General features: G+C 62.4%; 13 protein-coding genes. 3 read left to right on the forward strand and 10 right to left on the reverse strand.

From position 1 onward, the window contains the following. The first annotated feature begins 132 nt into the window (after positions 1-132). Positions 133-1,803 carry a GMC oxidoreductase gene (locus tag ADBZ9K_RS09460; protein WP_526619810.1) on the forward strand — a complete coding sequence of 557 codons (1,671 nt, stop codon included), beginning with the start codon at positions 133-135 and terminating at the stop codon, positions 1,801-1,803. A 65-nt stretch (positions 1,804-1,868) separates the two neighbouring features. Next, positions 1,869-2,711: a class I SAM-dependent methyltransferase gene (locus ADBZ9K_RS09465; RefSeq protein ID WP_526619811.1), complete on the forward strand. Its 843-nt coding sequence runs from the start codon at positions 1,869-1,871 to the stop codon at positions 2,709-2,711. Here the strand turns inward: ADBZ9K_RS09465 and ADBZ9K_RS09470 are convergent. The 9 genes from ADBZ9K_RS09470 to ADBZ9K_RS09510 all read right to left on the reverse strand — a co-directional run bounded on the left by ADBZ9K_RS09470 (position 2,685) and on the right by ADBZ9K_RS09510 (position 11,712). Then, entirely contained in the window at positions 2,685-3,905 is a 1,221-nt protein-coding gene (locus ADBZ9K_RS09470) for a glycosyltransferase family 4 protein (protein WP_526619812.1), read from the reverse strand. The two genes, ADBZ9K_RS09465 and ADBZ9K_RS09470, sit on opposite strands and share 27 nt — an antisense overlap. Beyond that, the gene (locus tag ADBZ9K_RS09475; RefSeq protein WP_526619813.1) at positions 3,902-5,017 is read right to left on the reverse strand and encodes an acyltransferase family protein; all 1,116 of its coding nucleotides are present in this window, start codon (positions 5,015-5,017) and stop codon (positions 3,902-3,904) included. The genes ADBZ9K_RS09470 and ADBZ9K_RS09475 overlap by 4 nt, the downstream gene beginning before the upstream one ends. Before the next feature lie 12 nt (positions 5,018-5,029). After that, positions 5,030-6,010 carry a Gfo/Idh/MocA family protein gene (locus ADBZ9K_RS09480; protein WP_526619814.1) on the reverse strand — a complete coding sequence of 327 codons (981 nt, stop codon included), beginning with the start codon at positions 6,008-6,010 and terminating at the stop codon, positions 5,030-5,032. 27 nt (positions 6,011-6,037) lie between these two features. Next, on the reverse strand, positions 6,038-6,847 hold the full coding sequence (locus ADBZ9K_RS09485; protein ID WP_526620859.1) for a TylF/MycF/NovP-related O-methyltransferase: 810 nt from the start codon (positions 6,845-6,847) through the stop codon (positions 6,038-6,040). 115 nt (positions 6,848-6,962) lie between these two features. Next, a complete protein-coding gene (locus ADBZ9K_RS09490) occupies positions 6,963-7,754 on the reverse strand; it encodes an ABC transporter permease (RefSeq protein WP_526619815.1) in 792 nt (263 codons plus the stop codon). Next, a complete protein-coding gene (locus ADBZ9K_RS09495) occupies positions 7,751-8,506 on the reverse strand; it encodes an ABC transporter permease (protein WP_526619816.1) in 756 nt (251 codons plus the stop codon). Before ADBZ9K_RS09495 ends, ADBZ9K_RS09490 begins: the two co-directional genes overlap by 4 nt. Next, positions 8,503-9,432, reverse strand: a complete 930-nt coding sequence (locus ADBZ9K_RS09500; RefSeq protein ID WP_526619817.1) for an efflux ABC transporter ATPase subunit, DrrA-related — start codon at positions 9,430-9,432, stop codon at positions 8,503-8,505. Before ADBZ9K_RS09500 ends, ADBZ9K_RS09495 begins: the two co-directional genes overlap by 4 nt. Before the next feature lie 57 nt (positions 9,433-9,489). Beyond that, positions 9,490-10,767 carry a glycosyltransferase gene (locus ADBZ9K_RS09505; RefSeq protein ID WP_526619818.1) on the reverse strand — a complete coding sequence of 426 codons (1,278 nt, stop codon included), beginning with the start codon at positions 10,765-10,767 and terminating at the stop codon, positions 9,490-9,492. 3 nt (positions 10,768-10,770) lie between these two features. After that, positions 10,771-11,712 (reverse strand): sulfotransferase family protein, encoded by a 942-nt coding sequence (locus ADBZ9K_RS09510; RefSeq protein WP_526620861.1) that lies wholly within the window; start codon positions 11,710-11,712, stop codon positions 10,771-10,773. A 122-nt stretch (positions 11,713-11,834) separates the two neighbouring features. On the opposite strand from ADBZ9K_RS09510, the gene ADBZ9K_RS09515 reads away from it, so the two are divergent. After that, positions 11,835-13,196: a wax ester/triacylglycerol synthase domain-containing protein gene (locus ADBZ9K_RS09515; RefSeq protein ID WP_526619819.1), complete on the forward strand. Its 1,362-nt coding sequence runs from the start codon at positions 11,835-11,837 to the stop codon at positions 13,194-13,196. Positions 13,197-13,201: 5 nt separating this feature from the next. Here ADBZ9K_RS09515 and ADBZ9K_RS09520 read toward each other — a convergent pair whose 3' ends face one another. Further along, entirely contained in the window at positions 13,202-14,725 is a 1,524-nt protein-coding gene (locus ADBZ9K_RS09520; RefSeq protein WP_526619820.1) for an MFS transporter, read from the reverse strand. Positions 14,726-14,923: the final 198 nt, after the last annotated feature.

Here is a 14,923-nt window from a genome sequence, read left to right on the forward strand (position 1 = left end):
ATAACCTCTCAGCCTGCCGCTCACCAGCAAGGGCAGGAACGTCGGTCAGTATCACAGGTTCTTTGACCTCTGATTGCGCATTCGACCATTCGCGTTACCGGAATCCGATACCATCCCGACTCGCTGACCAGGGTGACCGCACGCGTTGAGGAGTTCGATTTGGCCGACCACGAGCTGAGCGGCCGCGAAGCTGAACGCGTTGAGTGGGATGTGATCGTCATCGGCACCGGCATGGGCGGCGGGATGCTGGGCCGCCGGCTCGCTGAGTCCGGCCACCAGGTCTTGTTCGTCGAAAAGGGCCGTTCAACCTTGCCCGGAACACCTGGAACGCTGCGAGGCTCGATGCCAGAGCTGGCCCCGGCAAGGGGGTACCGTTCCACCGCTGACTATCACGACGCCCTCGCCCGGGCAGGGCGCTCAACAGACGAGATCACCGACATCAGCGGTCGACTCCCTCAGCGATTCATGCCCTTCATCGGCAGCGGGACCGGCGGGTCCTCGGCGCTCTACGGCATGGTCTGCGAACGTTTCTTCGCCGAAGACTTCACACCTCGGCAGAACTTCCATGACCCCGCGGACTCCACGGTGCCCGACTCCTGGCCCGTCACCTACAGCGAGATGCAACCGTGGTACACCGAAGCCGAACGGCTGCTCGGCGTGCGCGGCGAGCCAGACCCCCTGCGGCCAGAACCGGCCTACCTCAATCGACCTGCGGCGCCGCCGTTTTCGCCGGACAATCAGCCATTAGTGAACTACCTGTCCGGCCGTGGATTGCACCCCTACCATCTGCCGATGGCCTGCGATTACACCGACGACTGTGTTACCTGTCAGGCCTATCTATGCGCGAAGTCCTGTAAAGGCGAGGCCGGTCGCAACGGGGTGTTGCCCGCCGTCACCGAGCATGGCGCCCAGCTTCTCGCCGAATGCCGGGTCGTCCGGCTCGAAGCCGACCACACCAAGGTCAGGCGCGTGATCTGCCAGCGCCGCAACGACATGCTCGCCCTCAATGCCAAAGTGGTGGTGCTGGCGGCCGGCGCACTGGCCACCCCGGTTCTCCTCCTCAATTCCCGTTCCGACGATTGGCCGCGCGGACTGGCCAACGGCTCGGACATGGTGGGCCGCAACCTCATGCGGCACCTACTCGACTGGATCGAGGTCTGGCCGCACCGCAACTCCCGGATCACCGCGGAAAACAAGGAGATCGGGCTCAACGACTTCTATTTCTGGGAGGGACAGAAGTACGGCACGGTGCAATCGGCCGGGGCAATGGCTTCGCTCGCCCCGCTGGAGATGCTGAGCAATCCGCCCGGCCTGCTGCCGAAGGCATTACGTCTCGTCAGCCCGGCGGTGCGCCCGGTTTACGAACGACTCGTCGGCGGCGGTCTGGTCCTGGCGGCGATCATGGAGGACCTTCCCTATCTGGACAACCGCGTGCTCCCATCTGATCGGCCCACGACCGATGGGCGACAGCGTCTACGACTGCGATACCGACTGCACCCGAACGAAGTCGAGCGCCGTGCGACGTTCTTGCGGCAGATCAAGGACGTACTAGCGCCGTTTCGGACGCTCACCCTTCGGACCGGCAGTAGCAACTCGACGCTGGGCCACGTATGCGGCACCGTCCGGTTCGGCACCGATCCCAGCAGCAGCGTGTTGGACTCGCACAATCGCGCACACGAGGTGGAGAACCTCTATGTCGTTGACGCATCCTTCTTCCCGTCGAGTACTGGGTTGAACCCGAGTCTGACCGTGGCGGCGAACGCGCTGCGAGTTGCCGAACACATCAGTCAGTCGTGTTTCTGATCATTCGACTGTCTCTTTTTGTATCTGCCTGAGATCCGGTTTCCCGTGCAGGTAGCCTCTGTGCGGTGAGGAACGTCCTTCCGCTTCCCGAAACGGCATTGGTGACGCTGTTGTGTCGGGCAAATGAGGCGCGGCGCGCAGATGGGATCATCGATGATCCCATGGCGATCCAACTGATCGATGCGATCGAGTACGACTTCAGCAAGTTCAAACTGTCCGACGACCGCCAGGACCTCGCGCTACGCGCGCTCGCATTCGACACCAGCGCCATTCGCTACCTCTCCGACCACCCGGACGCCACCGTCGTGGCCCTCGGGGAGGGATTGCAGACGAGTTTCTGGCGCCTCGAGGCCGCCGCTCCCGACCTTGGTTTTCGTTGGCTGTCTTTGGACCTGCCGGCGATCGTGGAACTGCGCGAACGGTTGTTGCCGGATTCGCCACGCATTGCGACGTGCGCACAATCGGCGCTCGACTTCAGCTGGATGGATCGAGTCGATCCCGACGACGGGGTGTTCATTACCGCCGAGGGTCTTCTGCCGTACCTTGAGCCTGATCAGGCACTCGGCCTGATCAGGGAATGCGCGCGTCGTTTCCCCGGCGGCCAAATCATGTTCGATCTCCCGCCGAAGTCCCAGGCGGTGCTGGCTCGCAGCCGCGTTTTGACGGCACTGTACGGCGAGTGGCCGCGGACACCATTCAGTCTTTCGGTGAGGGAGTTGGCGAACTTACCAGCCATCGTGCCGGGCATTCGGGCTGTGCACAATCTGCCATTGCCCCGCGGCCGAGGCCCGTTGTTCGAATTGCTGTGGCGGACAAGGAAGCTACCCATTCATCGGCCGCTTCGCTGGTTTGTTGGACGGCAATGGTCGACGATCACGACCCTAACCCTCCTCGAGTTCGATTCCTGAGGAGTTCGATTTCAGACCCAGCGCTGCGGCGAAATCATCGTTGTGGCGCTTACGTTCGAAGCGGCGTGCTGATGCGATTGCTCCAGCGGCGAGCTGCCAGCGCAGCTCCTCGTCTGACTCGAGCGCCATTAGGTTGGCCGCCAACATTTCGGCGTCCCCAGCTTGGCTCAACAGACCGTTGACGCCCGCCTCGATGATCTCCGAGGTTCCACCCGAATCGGTTCCGCATACCGGCAATCCGGCCCTCATCGCCTCGACTGTGACACGGCCGAACGCCTCACTGTGGCTGCACATCAGACCGACATGAGCGGCTGACCAATGCGGCGCCAGGTCGCGGGTCGGCCCGTGGACGCTCACTAGATCCTCGACGCCCAGGCGCCGGGCGAGCATCCGAAACGGCCGGCGGTTGCCGGCGCCGACCAACGTCAGTTGGACGTCTACCCCAAGCCTTCGAGCAACGGCTACCGCCTCAATTGCCAGATCCTGCCCCTTCGCCCGGTAGAGAGCTCCGACAAGGACGGCACGTAACGGCTCGCCCGGATGGCGTTGCCGGGGCTCACCCAGTGGCGACTCGACGGCGGGGTAGACGACGGCGGTCTTCATCGCCGGAACCTGCGTCAACATTGCGGTCTCCACCGCACGGGAATTGCAGATCACCATCTTCGACATCCGGCCGATCAACCTAATCGTCGTGCGATAGCCGTACACAAACCAAAAGCCGTGATCCTCCCGCCCGAACTCGCGGATAACCCAGTAGTGCGGGATGCCCAGCAGTTTGGCTGCAATCGCGTACGAAGGTATCGGCATGGTATTGGTGAGCACTGCCGCAGGACGCGCTCGCCGCAAGGCCGCGACCGCAACGGCCACACTAGGCATCAGAACCAGGCTGTAGGTGACCGCACCGATCACCGACTGCACAGCGAAGACCGGGCGTGCCCACTTCTTCGCGGTCCATTCGGGTCTGTTGGTGGTCCACCAGGGGGTCCAAGAAGTCGCCGTCCGCACGCCGCGACGAGAGCATTCCTCGGCGAGGCTCCCTTTCCCCGGGATGGCTGCGATCAACTGCAGGTCGGGCCGCTTCGCACGTAGCGCGCAGAGGATGTCAATGAAACCGCTTGCCCCTCCGGTGCCGAATTCACTCATATGCGAGACAACGAGGACCCGATCGCCAGAGCCCAGCTCATCGGTACTCACGTGACGCCACCAACCGATGGGTCTTTCTTGTCGTCCCTTTCGTCCAGCTCTTCGCCCAGCGGGTCGACCCGCCGCTGGGTCAACCGAGTCTTCAGCGACGTCGCCGGCTTCTCGATCAGGAACCAGCTGAACGCGGCGAGCGGCATGGTCGCCGCCGTTGCGATCACGGCGAATACCAGTGGATTCAGCGTGACAAGACCGCAGATAATCAGCAACTGTTGGATCGGAAACGCATAGATGTAGACGCCATAGGACAGATCTGTCCGCAACGTGAATCGCGCATCATGGATGAGTGCGCCTGAAACGATGACAGCATAGGCGAGCGCGATCCCACCGATTATTCGGTAATTCGGCATCAGGCTGGCCGCTAGAACAATGAGCACACTCAGCGCAACGAGGGACCACCGAGCCGGAATCGAATCCCGAAACTGGTACAGCAATGCCCCGGAGTAGAACATCACGGCGAAGCGCGCCACTAACTCCCAGAAGGTCAACGCATCCGTGTGCATCGGGAGCGGAGGCGGCAGCAGTGCTGACCAGAAAAGGGCGAATGCCAACACGACGGGAATGAACCACCGGCGCCGCAGCAGTCCCAGCAGTCCGAAAACAGCGATGGCTATATAGCACTGCAACTCGAAGAACAGGGTCCAGAGCGAGCCATTCCAGGAATGCGGAAATGGCACCCCTGTTGGCGTTCCAGCAATATCGGGTTTGAGGGTTTGCACTCCGCTATTGGCGAGAATGTACTCGTATGGTTCGGCAGACGTCAATAATTTCATCGCCGAGCCACCCTGAATTGCCACACTGATCGGTGCGATGACGAGCGCGGTGACCGCCAGGCACACCCAGAGGCCCGGAAGGATACGGAGGCCCCGAGCGATGAAATAGCTGCGCAGCTTCGGCTTGCTCAGCCAACTCGCAGTGATGAGAAATCCCGAGATGGCAAAGAACCCGTCCACCCCGCCGTCGCCGATAAGCCGTTGGACGGGCGCGAAATCGATATCGCGGCCAGTGAGGCTGAAGGAGTGCCAGACAATTACCGATACCGCCATCATGAGCCGGAGAGCATTCAGGGCATTTGCGCGTCGATCGAATACTGTGCCGAGTGTCATGGCCTTGGCCGTTCAGCTCGGCTCTCGGACCGGTAGCCCCGCGGCGCGATATATCGCGTCGATGACCGTCATGTTCTCGACGGCCTCTTCCGGCGTGGTGGACACCGGCTCCCCCCGCAGCACCGCGGCGGCAAATGCATCCAACTGATAGGCGTAGCTGGCGCGCGCGGGGAAGCGCTCCACCCGGTGGCCATCGGCGGACCGCACCGAGAAGCGCTGGAAAGGAACCAGCGGATTGAGCCGCAATTCCCCCCGGGTGCCAGTGATTCTGGCAGTGAAGTGCGGCAGATCTTTCGACCACAAGGAGCAATGAACCCGGCCGGTGTACCCTTCCGGGAACTTCAACTCGGCGGTCATGGCCCGGTCTATCTCTGGGCCGCGCAATTTGGCTTGCGCGGAAACAACTTCCGGCGTCGACCCGCCGAACGCGCGAACCATGTCGACCGCATAACAACCGAGGTCCATCATCGCCCCGCCGGCAAGCGTGTAGTTATAGCGAAAGTCAGAAAATCGCGGTAGCCAGAAGCACGAGGCAGCTTCGACGTGCTCCAATGCGCCGAGTTCTCCCGACAGAATAATCTGCTGAACGCGCGCCGCGAACGGGTGATAGCGGTAATGGAATCCCTCCATCGCCACCAGGCCCGATTCGGCGGCCAGATCTGCGATGTCACGCGCTTCTGCCGCGTTGGCCGTGAAGGGCTTTTCGCATAGCACATGCTTACCTGCTGTTAGCGCCGCACGAGTCCACCTTCCGTGCAAGCTGTTTGGCAGCGGGTTGTAGATGGCGTCGATATCGGGATCAGCGACAAGCGCCTCGTAGCTGTCGTAGGCATGCCGAATATTGTGCTTGGCCGCAAAGGCTTTGGCGCGAGATCCATCTCGCGCGGCCACCGCAGCTACCACTACATCGGCGGCTGCGCGGGCTGGCTTGATCAGCGCTGCTGGTGCGATGCGAGCCGCACCCAGGATGCCGATCCGCAGGGTATCAGGCACGTGACCGAAAATGACGTCTCGACGTCCTCACTGCTTCCGCCACATCGCGCCTGTGCCGTCGATATCGATTATCTCTGTGGTGATGCCATGCTGGGCGCGGTAGTCGGTGACGGCCTGCTCGCAGGCCTTGACCGCGTAGTAGTCGTCGACGATGCAGTAACCACCGAGCGACAGCCGTGGGTACAGCGGTTCCAACGCCTGAATCGTCGATTCGTAGAGGTCACCATCCAGCCGCAATACCGAAATCTGCTCGATCGGGGCGTTATGCAAGGTGTCCTTGAACCAGCCGGGAAGGAAGCGGACACGGTCATCCAGCAGTCCATACCGCTCGAAATTCCGCTTCACCTCGGCTTCCGACACCCCGAGGATGCCCGCCGCGAACTCCGCGCGGATCCCTTTGTCCGCCTTGTAGTTCACCGGGTCCGAACGAGGCACACCCTGGAACGAATCGCACAACCAGACCGATCGCTTCGCGTCCCCGTAAGCGGCCAGAGTTGCGCGCATAAGGATGCAGGCCCCACCGCGCCACACACCGCATTCGACAAGATCACCAGGGATGTCATCCGCGATGACGGTCTCGACACACTGCTGCAGGCTGGTCAGCCGCTGCATGCCGATCATCGTCTCGGCCTCGGCCGGCCAATCCAGACCCTTATCGCGTGCGTTCGGGTCGAACGGACCCGATCCCCTAACCATGGGGATGAAGGTATTGGCGGCCTTGAGTAACAGGCGCCGCCGCCAAGGCCAATCTGAGGGCATCTTCTCGCGCATCCCGTACCGGGTGAGGTTACGCCGGAGTAGGTCGAGATAAAGAGCTCGGACATCGTCCTGAGTGATGGTCAAAATTTCGCCCTATCTCGCATGAATGCTCTAGCGGCGCTGAGTCTAGACATACACCGCCGATGTGTTCCGATCTTTGCCAAGATCGGACTTCCGATTACAGGAAGAGTCGTCATCGCTCGGATGCGGCAGCGGCGCGATAACCGGCGACTGCTAACGGAATGACCACCACTGCGCTGCCAAATACCCACGCGAGACTCGTCAACAACGGCGACAGCGCCGGCCCGCCCAGGGCAAGCTGACGCATGGCGTCGATCGTCGGTGCCATCGGGTTGATATAGCTTATCGGCCGCATCCATCCAGGCAGAAGCTCGATGGGTGGTACCCCTGAACTGGAGAACACCGAGCCGATAGCCGGCACTCCCAGCCAGATGAGGGCAGCAGAGCTCTTCGTACGCGTCGCAATCACGATGACCGCTGCCGAAAATACGACACCGACCAACACCGGTATCAGTAAAAACGGGATTACAGCGAGTAGTCCCCCGTTGAAACGGAGCCCCAGGGCAACACCGACAGCGGTGATCAACATCGTCGCGAGCAACGTCCGAGCCGCCTCGGCGAGCAACCTGCCGGCCAACGCACTGGCTCGGCGCACCGGCAACGCCCAGAAGCGGCTCAGTAGGCCCCACGCACGTTCTATACGAATGGATTCGGCAGTCGCGAGGGCCCCGAATAGCGCACCCGCGACCGCACACATCGGCACCAGCGCATACAAACTGTCGGTGCCAGTGATCTTCAGAATCGACTTGCCAACCAACAATTTGTACGTGATCAGCAGGAACGTCGGGAACACCAGCGCTTGAACCACCATGACCGGTTCACGCCGCCAGCGAGTGAGCAGCCGGCCGGCGAACACCAAGCTTTCACCGAACAGCGAACTTCGCAGCGCCACGTTCACCGTCACTGCGTCCGCCTCTGCATACGCACCGCAAGCGCGCCGAACGTTATCAGCATGCCGAGACACCAGGCCATTGTGGCCGTCACACTGCCGATCGAAACCTGTCCAACTGTGAATCCGCGCAGAGCCTCCGTCACCTCCGAAACCGGTTGGTAGCGCACGAACGGGTGCAGCCACTCCGGAAACGACTCAACTGGCGCCATCCCGGTGGACAGCATCACCAACAGCATTTGTGGCGCGAGGAACAACTGACTGGACACCGAACCGGTTCCCGCGTCCGCCCGCCCAGCTCTGGACCCTGCGGCGTCAGCAGCCAGCGACAGGGCAAGAGTGAAGAGCAGGACGACAACCAAGAACGCAACTGCGTACCCGACACCACCGAACATCCGGAAGCCGAACGCGTATGCGATCACCACCGAAGCAAGCAGGGACACCACAGCTCGAACCAAGCAGTACAACATCCGCGCGGTTAGCGGCGCCGCTGCCGAAATCGGAAGTGTACCAAGCCGTATGCCGAATTCCGATTGCCGGTCGGTCGCGGCTCGGTCGACGGTCGTCAGCGCGCCCAGAAGCATCGTCTGGATAACGATCGCCGGCATGACGTACTGGGGATAGCTCATCGGGCCGGTGTCGATGATATTTCGCAGCAAGAAAGTGAAGACAACGAAGTTACCGACTGGCGCTAAGACCGCGAACGGCAGATCGTCACGCAGCGCGGCGCGGACCGTACGCTCGGTCAAGGCGGCAACCGCGGTCAAACGTTGACACCATCCGTGAGGTGAAGAAACACTTCGTCCAGAGACGGCTTGCGCAACGCAATGTCGGCCAGCTCGACGCCCAGCTGATCGACGCGGCGAAAAACCTCACTCAGCGTCGCGACGCCATCGGGCGCGGGCACCGACACCGTATTGGCCTCTTGGTCGGCCAGCGCCTCACCAAGATCCGACAGGGCCACGAAGATCGTGGGCAAGTCGGCCGGATCAACCGGACTCACAGTGCAGTAGGCGGAGCCGACTGCATGCTTGAGGCTATCGGCGGTACCTCGTGCAATCACCTGGCCGTGATTGAGGATGACGATCGAATCGCTGAGAACATCAGCCTCCTCGAGATACTGCGTTGTCAGCAGGACGGTCATGCCTTCGGACGACAACGACGACACCAAGTTCCACACATCGCGACGGCTGCGCGGGTCCAGGCCTGTCGTCGGCTCGTCGAGGAACAGAACCTTCGGAGGGATCACCAGTGCGGCGGCAATATCGATCCGGCGGAACATACCGATCGAATAGGTGCTTACCTTCCGGTCGGCGGCGTTCATCATGTCGAACTGTTCGATCAACTCGTCGGCGCGCAATCGCGCTTCTTTTCGCCGCATACCCCGCAGCCGACCGAACAGTACCAAGTTCTCCCGCCCGCTGAGTCCCCAGTCAAGCGCTGCGAGCTGTCCGGTTGACCCGATACTCTCGCGGACCAAACCGGGCTCGGTGGCAACGTCGTATCCGGCCACCACGGCCCGGCCGGCGCTGGGCCTCAGCAACGTCGTCAGTATCTTGATCGCGGTTGTCTTACCCGCGCCGTTGTGGCCGAGCAAAGCACACACCGACCCCGCGGGAACCGAAAAACTCACGTCACGCAGCGCGTGAACACCCCCGTCGTAAGTCTTGGCTACGCCATGGAGCTCGATCACGCAACACATGCTAGCGGGGCGAACAGATGCCAACCGGGAAACGAGTCAATACGTGTGTCACCCGACTCGACTCAGAGCGAATTCCTCAATGAGGTCAGCAGCGGCCGCGGCGCTTTCTGCAGGTTTTGTCATCCGACCAGCAATCTCTTGCGCCCGCACAGCGCACCGCGGATCCAGAATGGTGCGCAGGTCCGACTCCAACGTCTTCTCGGTGGTCACCGAAAAACGCCGTGAGGCACCGACTTTCAACCGCTTGACGGCAACTCCCCAGATCAGTTGGACATCGGCCATCCACAGAACCAAGGCAGGGACTCCCGCACGCAGACCGGCCGCCGTGGTGCCCGCACCACCGTGGTGGACGACTGCTCGGCAAGCCGGGAAGATCTTCGCAAAGTTCACTGTGCCGACCACCTTGACGTGATCTGCATGGGGAAGGTCACTAAAGTCACTCCAGCCAGCGCCGACCAGTGCCCGCTCCCCCAGTTCCGCGCAGACCTTGGAAATCATCGCGAGCGCCTCGGCCGGAGATTCCACCGGGATGCTGCCGAACCCGAAGAATATCGGCGGCGTCCCCGCAGCAATCCATGCCGCCACGTCGTCGTCAGCTTCTGTCGACGACTCGAGCGTCAGCGTGCCGACGAAGGGGCGTTGAGGCGGCCGCCGTTCGTTCCACTGTTCCCAGTCGGCTGCCAGCCCTGGAAAACACACCTCGTCATACGCCTGAATTTCCAGGCATCCGCGTTCGGCGATCCGCTGCGGCGCCGGCCTTGTCGCTCGCGGTAGCCCCAACTCGCGCCTCTGCTGGCCCTCGATGTTCTTCACACCGCGCCATACCAGCCGCTCATACTGTTGCATCGCCGCGCGAACTAATCGCACCGGCAAATTCGGAATAAGCCGGCCGTTGACCCGGACCGGAAACCACAACAATGTCGCTAAACGTATGCGGTGATATTCAGCGACGCTGACGGCGAGTTCCTGATAACTCATCCCGGTCAACAGCAGATCAGCTCCATCCGCTGCCTCGATCAGCGTCGTGCTCATCTGCGCCCACGCCCGGATTCCGGGTTCACGGGACTCGCGCAGCAACCGCTTCAGCGCAGCGACGTTCCAGAAGCTGCGGAAGAAACGCTTCCAGAAGTCGCGGGTCACCTCCAGCCATTCCTGGTTCTCTGGACCATAGGCGACAGTGGTGAGACCAATCGCCTGCGCGGAATCGACCAAATCAGGCGGAACGGCCATCAGCACATCGTGGCCCCGGCGAACCAGTTCTCGGCCGACAGCAAGACCAGGCTCTACGTCACCACGGGTCCCATAGAACGCCAGCACCAATTTCACCGCTCACCCCCACGTTCCCCGGCGCCGATGAACAAGCGCGAGGGCCCCTAGGCTCAGCCTGACGAGGGACGGCAACATGAGCCGGCTCAAAATACGATAACGGCGGTAATCCTCGAAAGCCATGCGAAAGCCGTGTTCGCTCACCCGATACGCTTCATACAGGCGGTCCATCTCAGCCTCGTCGACGGGCTCATCGCCCGCGGCTGCATGTAATTGCTCGTAGACGGCGGACATCCAGCCACCACCGAATGGTTCGTACACCGGGCCGATATGCCGATGGTGGTGCAGGTCAGCGGTGAGGAATTCGTCGATGACCCCCTCATTGCGCGTATCGAGATCGATCATCAGTGCCGAAGCGATCCGTTTGATTTCTTGGCGCCAATCCTCGAGAAGGCCGGCGTAGTCGACGAATACACGCGGGATGCCCCGGGAGTACCGCTCGGCCAACAGCATGCTCTTGAGCCACCAGGCCAGGGTGAGCTCGGGTGATTCTCGAACGTAGTTCTGTTTGTTGGCCCGGCTCGCCAGCGATCCGACGATTTCCTGCGGGTGTCGTACCGGAATCACGGCCGCCACGTCGAATCCTGCTTGACGTGCCGCCTCAAACCACAGGCCCGGCAGTGCCGTCACATTCGGTTCTTTGATAATGACCAAAGGCGCGGGGGGCAAAGCAGTGAGGTACGCGCGGATCTTCTCAACGTATGCGGCGTTGCGGTCCGTGCCAAACGCCCCCTCTTCTTGGGGACGCAAAGTCATGTCGTACGCAGAACTGCGATGGTAGCGCAGGATTTCGTGGTTCAGGCTGATTACCTTCCGTGGTTCCCAGAAGCCACGCGGATTCTCCCGAGTGGCCCCCAACAACCCAGGCGGCAGTGCGGCACCGCATAGGGAGATAACCCGGGTGAGCGCCGACGTGCCAGATCGACCGAACCCCAGGACAAACAGGACGACAGGACGAGCCGCAGTCCCGGACTCCGCGGCATGAATCACAGGCGACACGATAGATCTCCAGTCCTCGTTTGGTGGCATCTTGGCGGACTTCCATAGCAAACAGTTAACCTGGCGTGGTGAATCACGTTGCGCGGACGGATAACCGGCTCGCCTTGATGGATCAGGCCTTCTACGCGGGACATCGCGCTGCCGGTCAGAACGAAATCATGCAGGTGGTGTGGGTGTATGACCGTCCCGTTGACCTCGACGGGATCCGCCGTTTCCACCACCATCTCACTCACGGCCCGTTGGGAAGGCGCATTGAACGTTCACCCCTACCGTTCGGCCGGTATCGGTGGGTCGCAGACGACCAGCCGCCGGCACTCGACATTGCCGAGCATGCCCGGCCACGTGCCGAATTCGCCGACTGGCTCGATGAGCGTGCGCAACTTGCCTTGGATCCGGAAACGGGACCTGCCTGGCGGCTCAGCGTCGTCCCGTTCACCGACGGCACCTCCGCGATCACTGTCGTGATTTCGCATTACGTGGTCGATGGTATTGGCGCCGTTCTCGCGACATCCCTCGCGGTGATGGGCCACACCAGCGACAGCGACTACCCGCCGCCGCGATCCCGTTCGCGGCTGCGGGCGTTGGCCCAGGACATGGGCGAGGCGATTCGAGACGCACCCGCGGTTGGTCGCGCAGTTATCGCTACAGCAAAGGAGGCGCGACGCCGCCGCCTGGATACCGCCCGGCCCCAGAGCCCGCCCCAGGTCACCCTGCCTGCCGAGGAGGCGGACGAGCCGGCAACGATTCCCGGCATCTGGGTCCGGTTGAACCTGGACGAGTGGACTGCGCGAGCCGAAGCGCTCGGTGGAACCAGCGGCGCGCTGGCCGCCGCAGTGACCGCAAGGCTCGACCTGCATATGGGACGCCAACATGGAGATGCTGGCGACGTCATCATGCTGCTGCTAGTCAATGACCGCACCGAGGGAGACGCCCGGGCTGTCGCCGTGTCCTTCGCTCGTGCTGGCATCGACCCCACCGAGGTGACAACGGATCTGCGAGGTGCGCGCGCCGCGATCAAAACGGCGATGAAGACGCTCCGGGATACCCCGGACGAATCAGCACAGTTCGTCGCGCTGACTCCGTTCGCATCGAAGAAGTCGTGGAAACAACTGATCGACTACGCTCTCAGCGACCCCGAGCACCCGGCGGTGTGTTCCCACCTCGGTGAAGTCGGCCCCGCGGTGGCCCGCCCCGATGGCACGCTCTGCGCCTACGCCTTCATCAGAGGCACCAGCCAGCACCTGACCAAGGGCTGGCTTCACCGGATCGGAAGCCAATTGCAGCTTTTTTGCGGCCTGGGTGCGGAGGTGAACAAGGTCGGCATACACATCCGTGCCTACCAGCCCGGATCGGTGACGACCAGGCAGGAATTGCGGGATCTGACTGTTCAGGTTTTGGCCGAGTTCGGCCTGACGGGCGACATCGACTGACGATGTCATGCCCCGGCGACCGGTGAGTCCTGGGAATCCCGAGCCTGCTGGGCGTGCGCCACTTCCTGCGCGGTGTATCGGATGAAAAGCGCCACCACACAGAGCAAGACGCCAACGCCACCCAACCACAGCATGCCGTAGGCGTAACCCCGGCTCAGCGCTTGCAACGCGGCGCCGCTCATCTGCTGCGCGGGCCCGGTAGTACCACCGAGCTGCAGTGTGCGTGTCGTGATGATGACCTGGATCGCGACCAGAACAAGCGGTCCACCCAGGCTCTGGAACATGACGGCGATTGCCGAGGTCGGCCCGATGCGTTCCACGCCGACGCTTGCGATCAGCGACAACCCCAGTGGAACGTTGATCAAACCGAGGCCGAAGGCCCCTGCGGCCAATGGCACAACCAGATCCGGGAAGTAGGGCGTCACGTTGTCGAAGGTCGAGCCATACATCGCCGAGGCGATGACCAGGGCCGCACCGGCTATGACGACAATCCGCGGTGCGTAGAGCATCACCAGCCGTGAGGACACCGCCGTTCCGAGGGCCATCGCGATGGTGAACGGGATGAAGCGGAGCCCCGCACCAAGCGGGGTGTATCCCATAACGTTCTGCACGTAAAGGGCGATCACAACGGTCATCGTGAACCCCAACCCTCGGACCAGGAGCATGGCCATAAATGTGGCCACCCGGTTGCCGTCGAGGAACAGGTCGAATGGCACGATCGGATTGGAGACGGTGCGTTCTACCGCGATGAACACCACAACACCCAACAGCGCGACGACACCCGCCCATATTGCGGGCTGCGAAGCCCAACCCTCCTCCGGCCCAACCGACAAGCCGAAGACCGCGGCACTGCAGGTCACCGTCGCCACGATCGCCCCGGCGACGTCGAGCCTCATACGCTCTTTCTCGGTTTCCCTCAGCTGCGTGCAAGCGAAGTAGATAAGGACAACCGCGATCGGTACGTTGACCAGAAACGCCAGCCGCCACGACACGCCAGTGAGCACTCCACCCAGTGCCAGCCCCAGCACCGCGCCGAAGCTGGCCATCGCGCCGAATACCGCTGTCGCTGCGTTCCGCGCCGGCCCCTTCGAAAACGTGGTCGCGACCAGCGCCATGCACGTCGGCGTGACAACCGCGGCCGCCGCACCGTGCAACAACCGGGCCACGACCAGGACGCCGCCGTTCCAGGCCACACCGCACAGCACCGAGGCGACGGTGAACAGCGCCAGCCCGAGAATGAAAGTGCGCTTCCGTCCAATGGTGTCGCCCAAGCGGCCACCCAGCAGAATCAAGCCACCGAACGTCAGAAGGTAGGCAGTGATCACCCAATTGCGCCCCGCGTCCGACAGTCCCAGATCGTTCTGGATCGCCGGGAGTGCGAAAACCGCGATGGGGCCGTCCATCGACGCGATCAACGCCACGCCGCCGATGACACTTACCGGTCCGAGGAATTGGCTAGACCGCAACCACTCCGGCAGGCGACGCCCGCCGCGGGCCCGGTCGTTCAACGTGTCGGGGTCGGCCGGCATCGGATTAGCTCATTCCGCATGTTGCATCGTCGATCGATGGTGCTTCTACGCGGCTCCGTTATCGGGAACGGACGCCGTCGGCGCTCACGCTAGCAGCAAACCCACTCCACTCGACGCCCGTTTCGGCGAGAACTCCAGGTCAAAAGCGCGCGTCAATTATGCGTCGCATGGGGCACTGAAAATGCCCATGTAGCCACC

The sequence above is a fragment of the Mycobacterium sp. genome (assembly GCF_965229265.1).
Taxonomy (GTDB): Bacteria; Actinomycetota; Actinomycetes; order Mycobacteriales; family Mycobacteriaceae; genus Mycobacterium.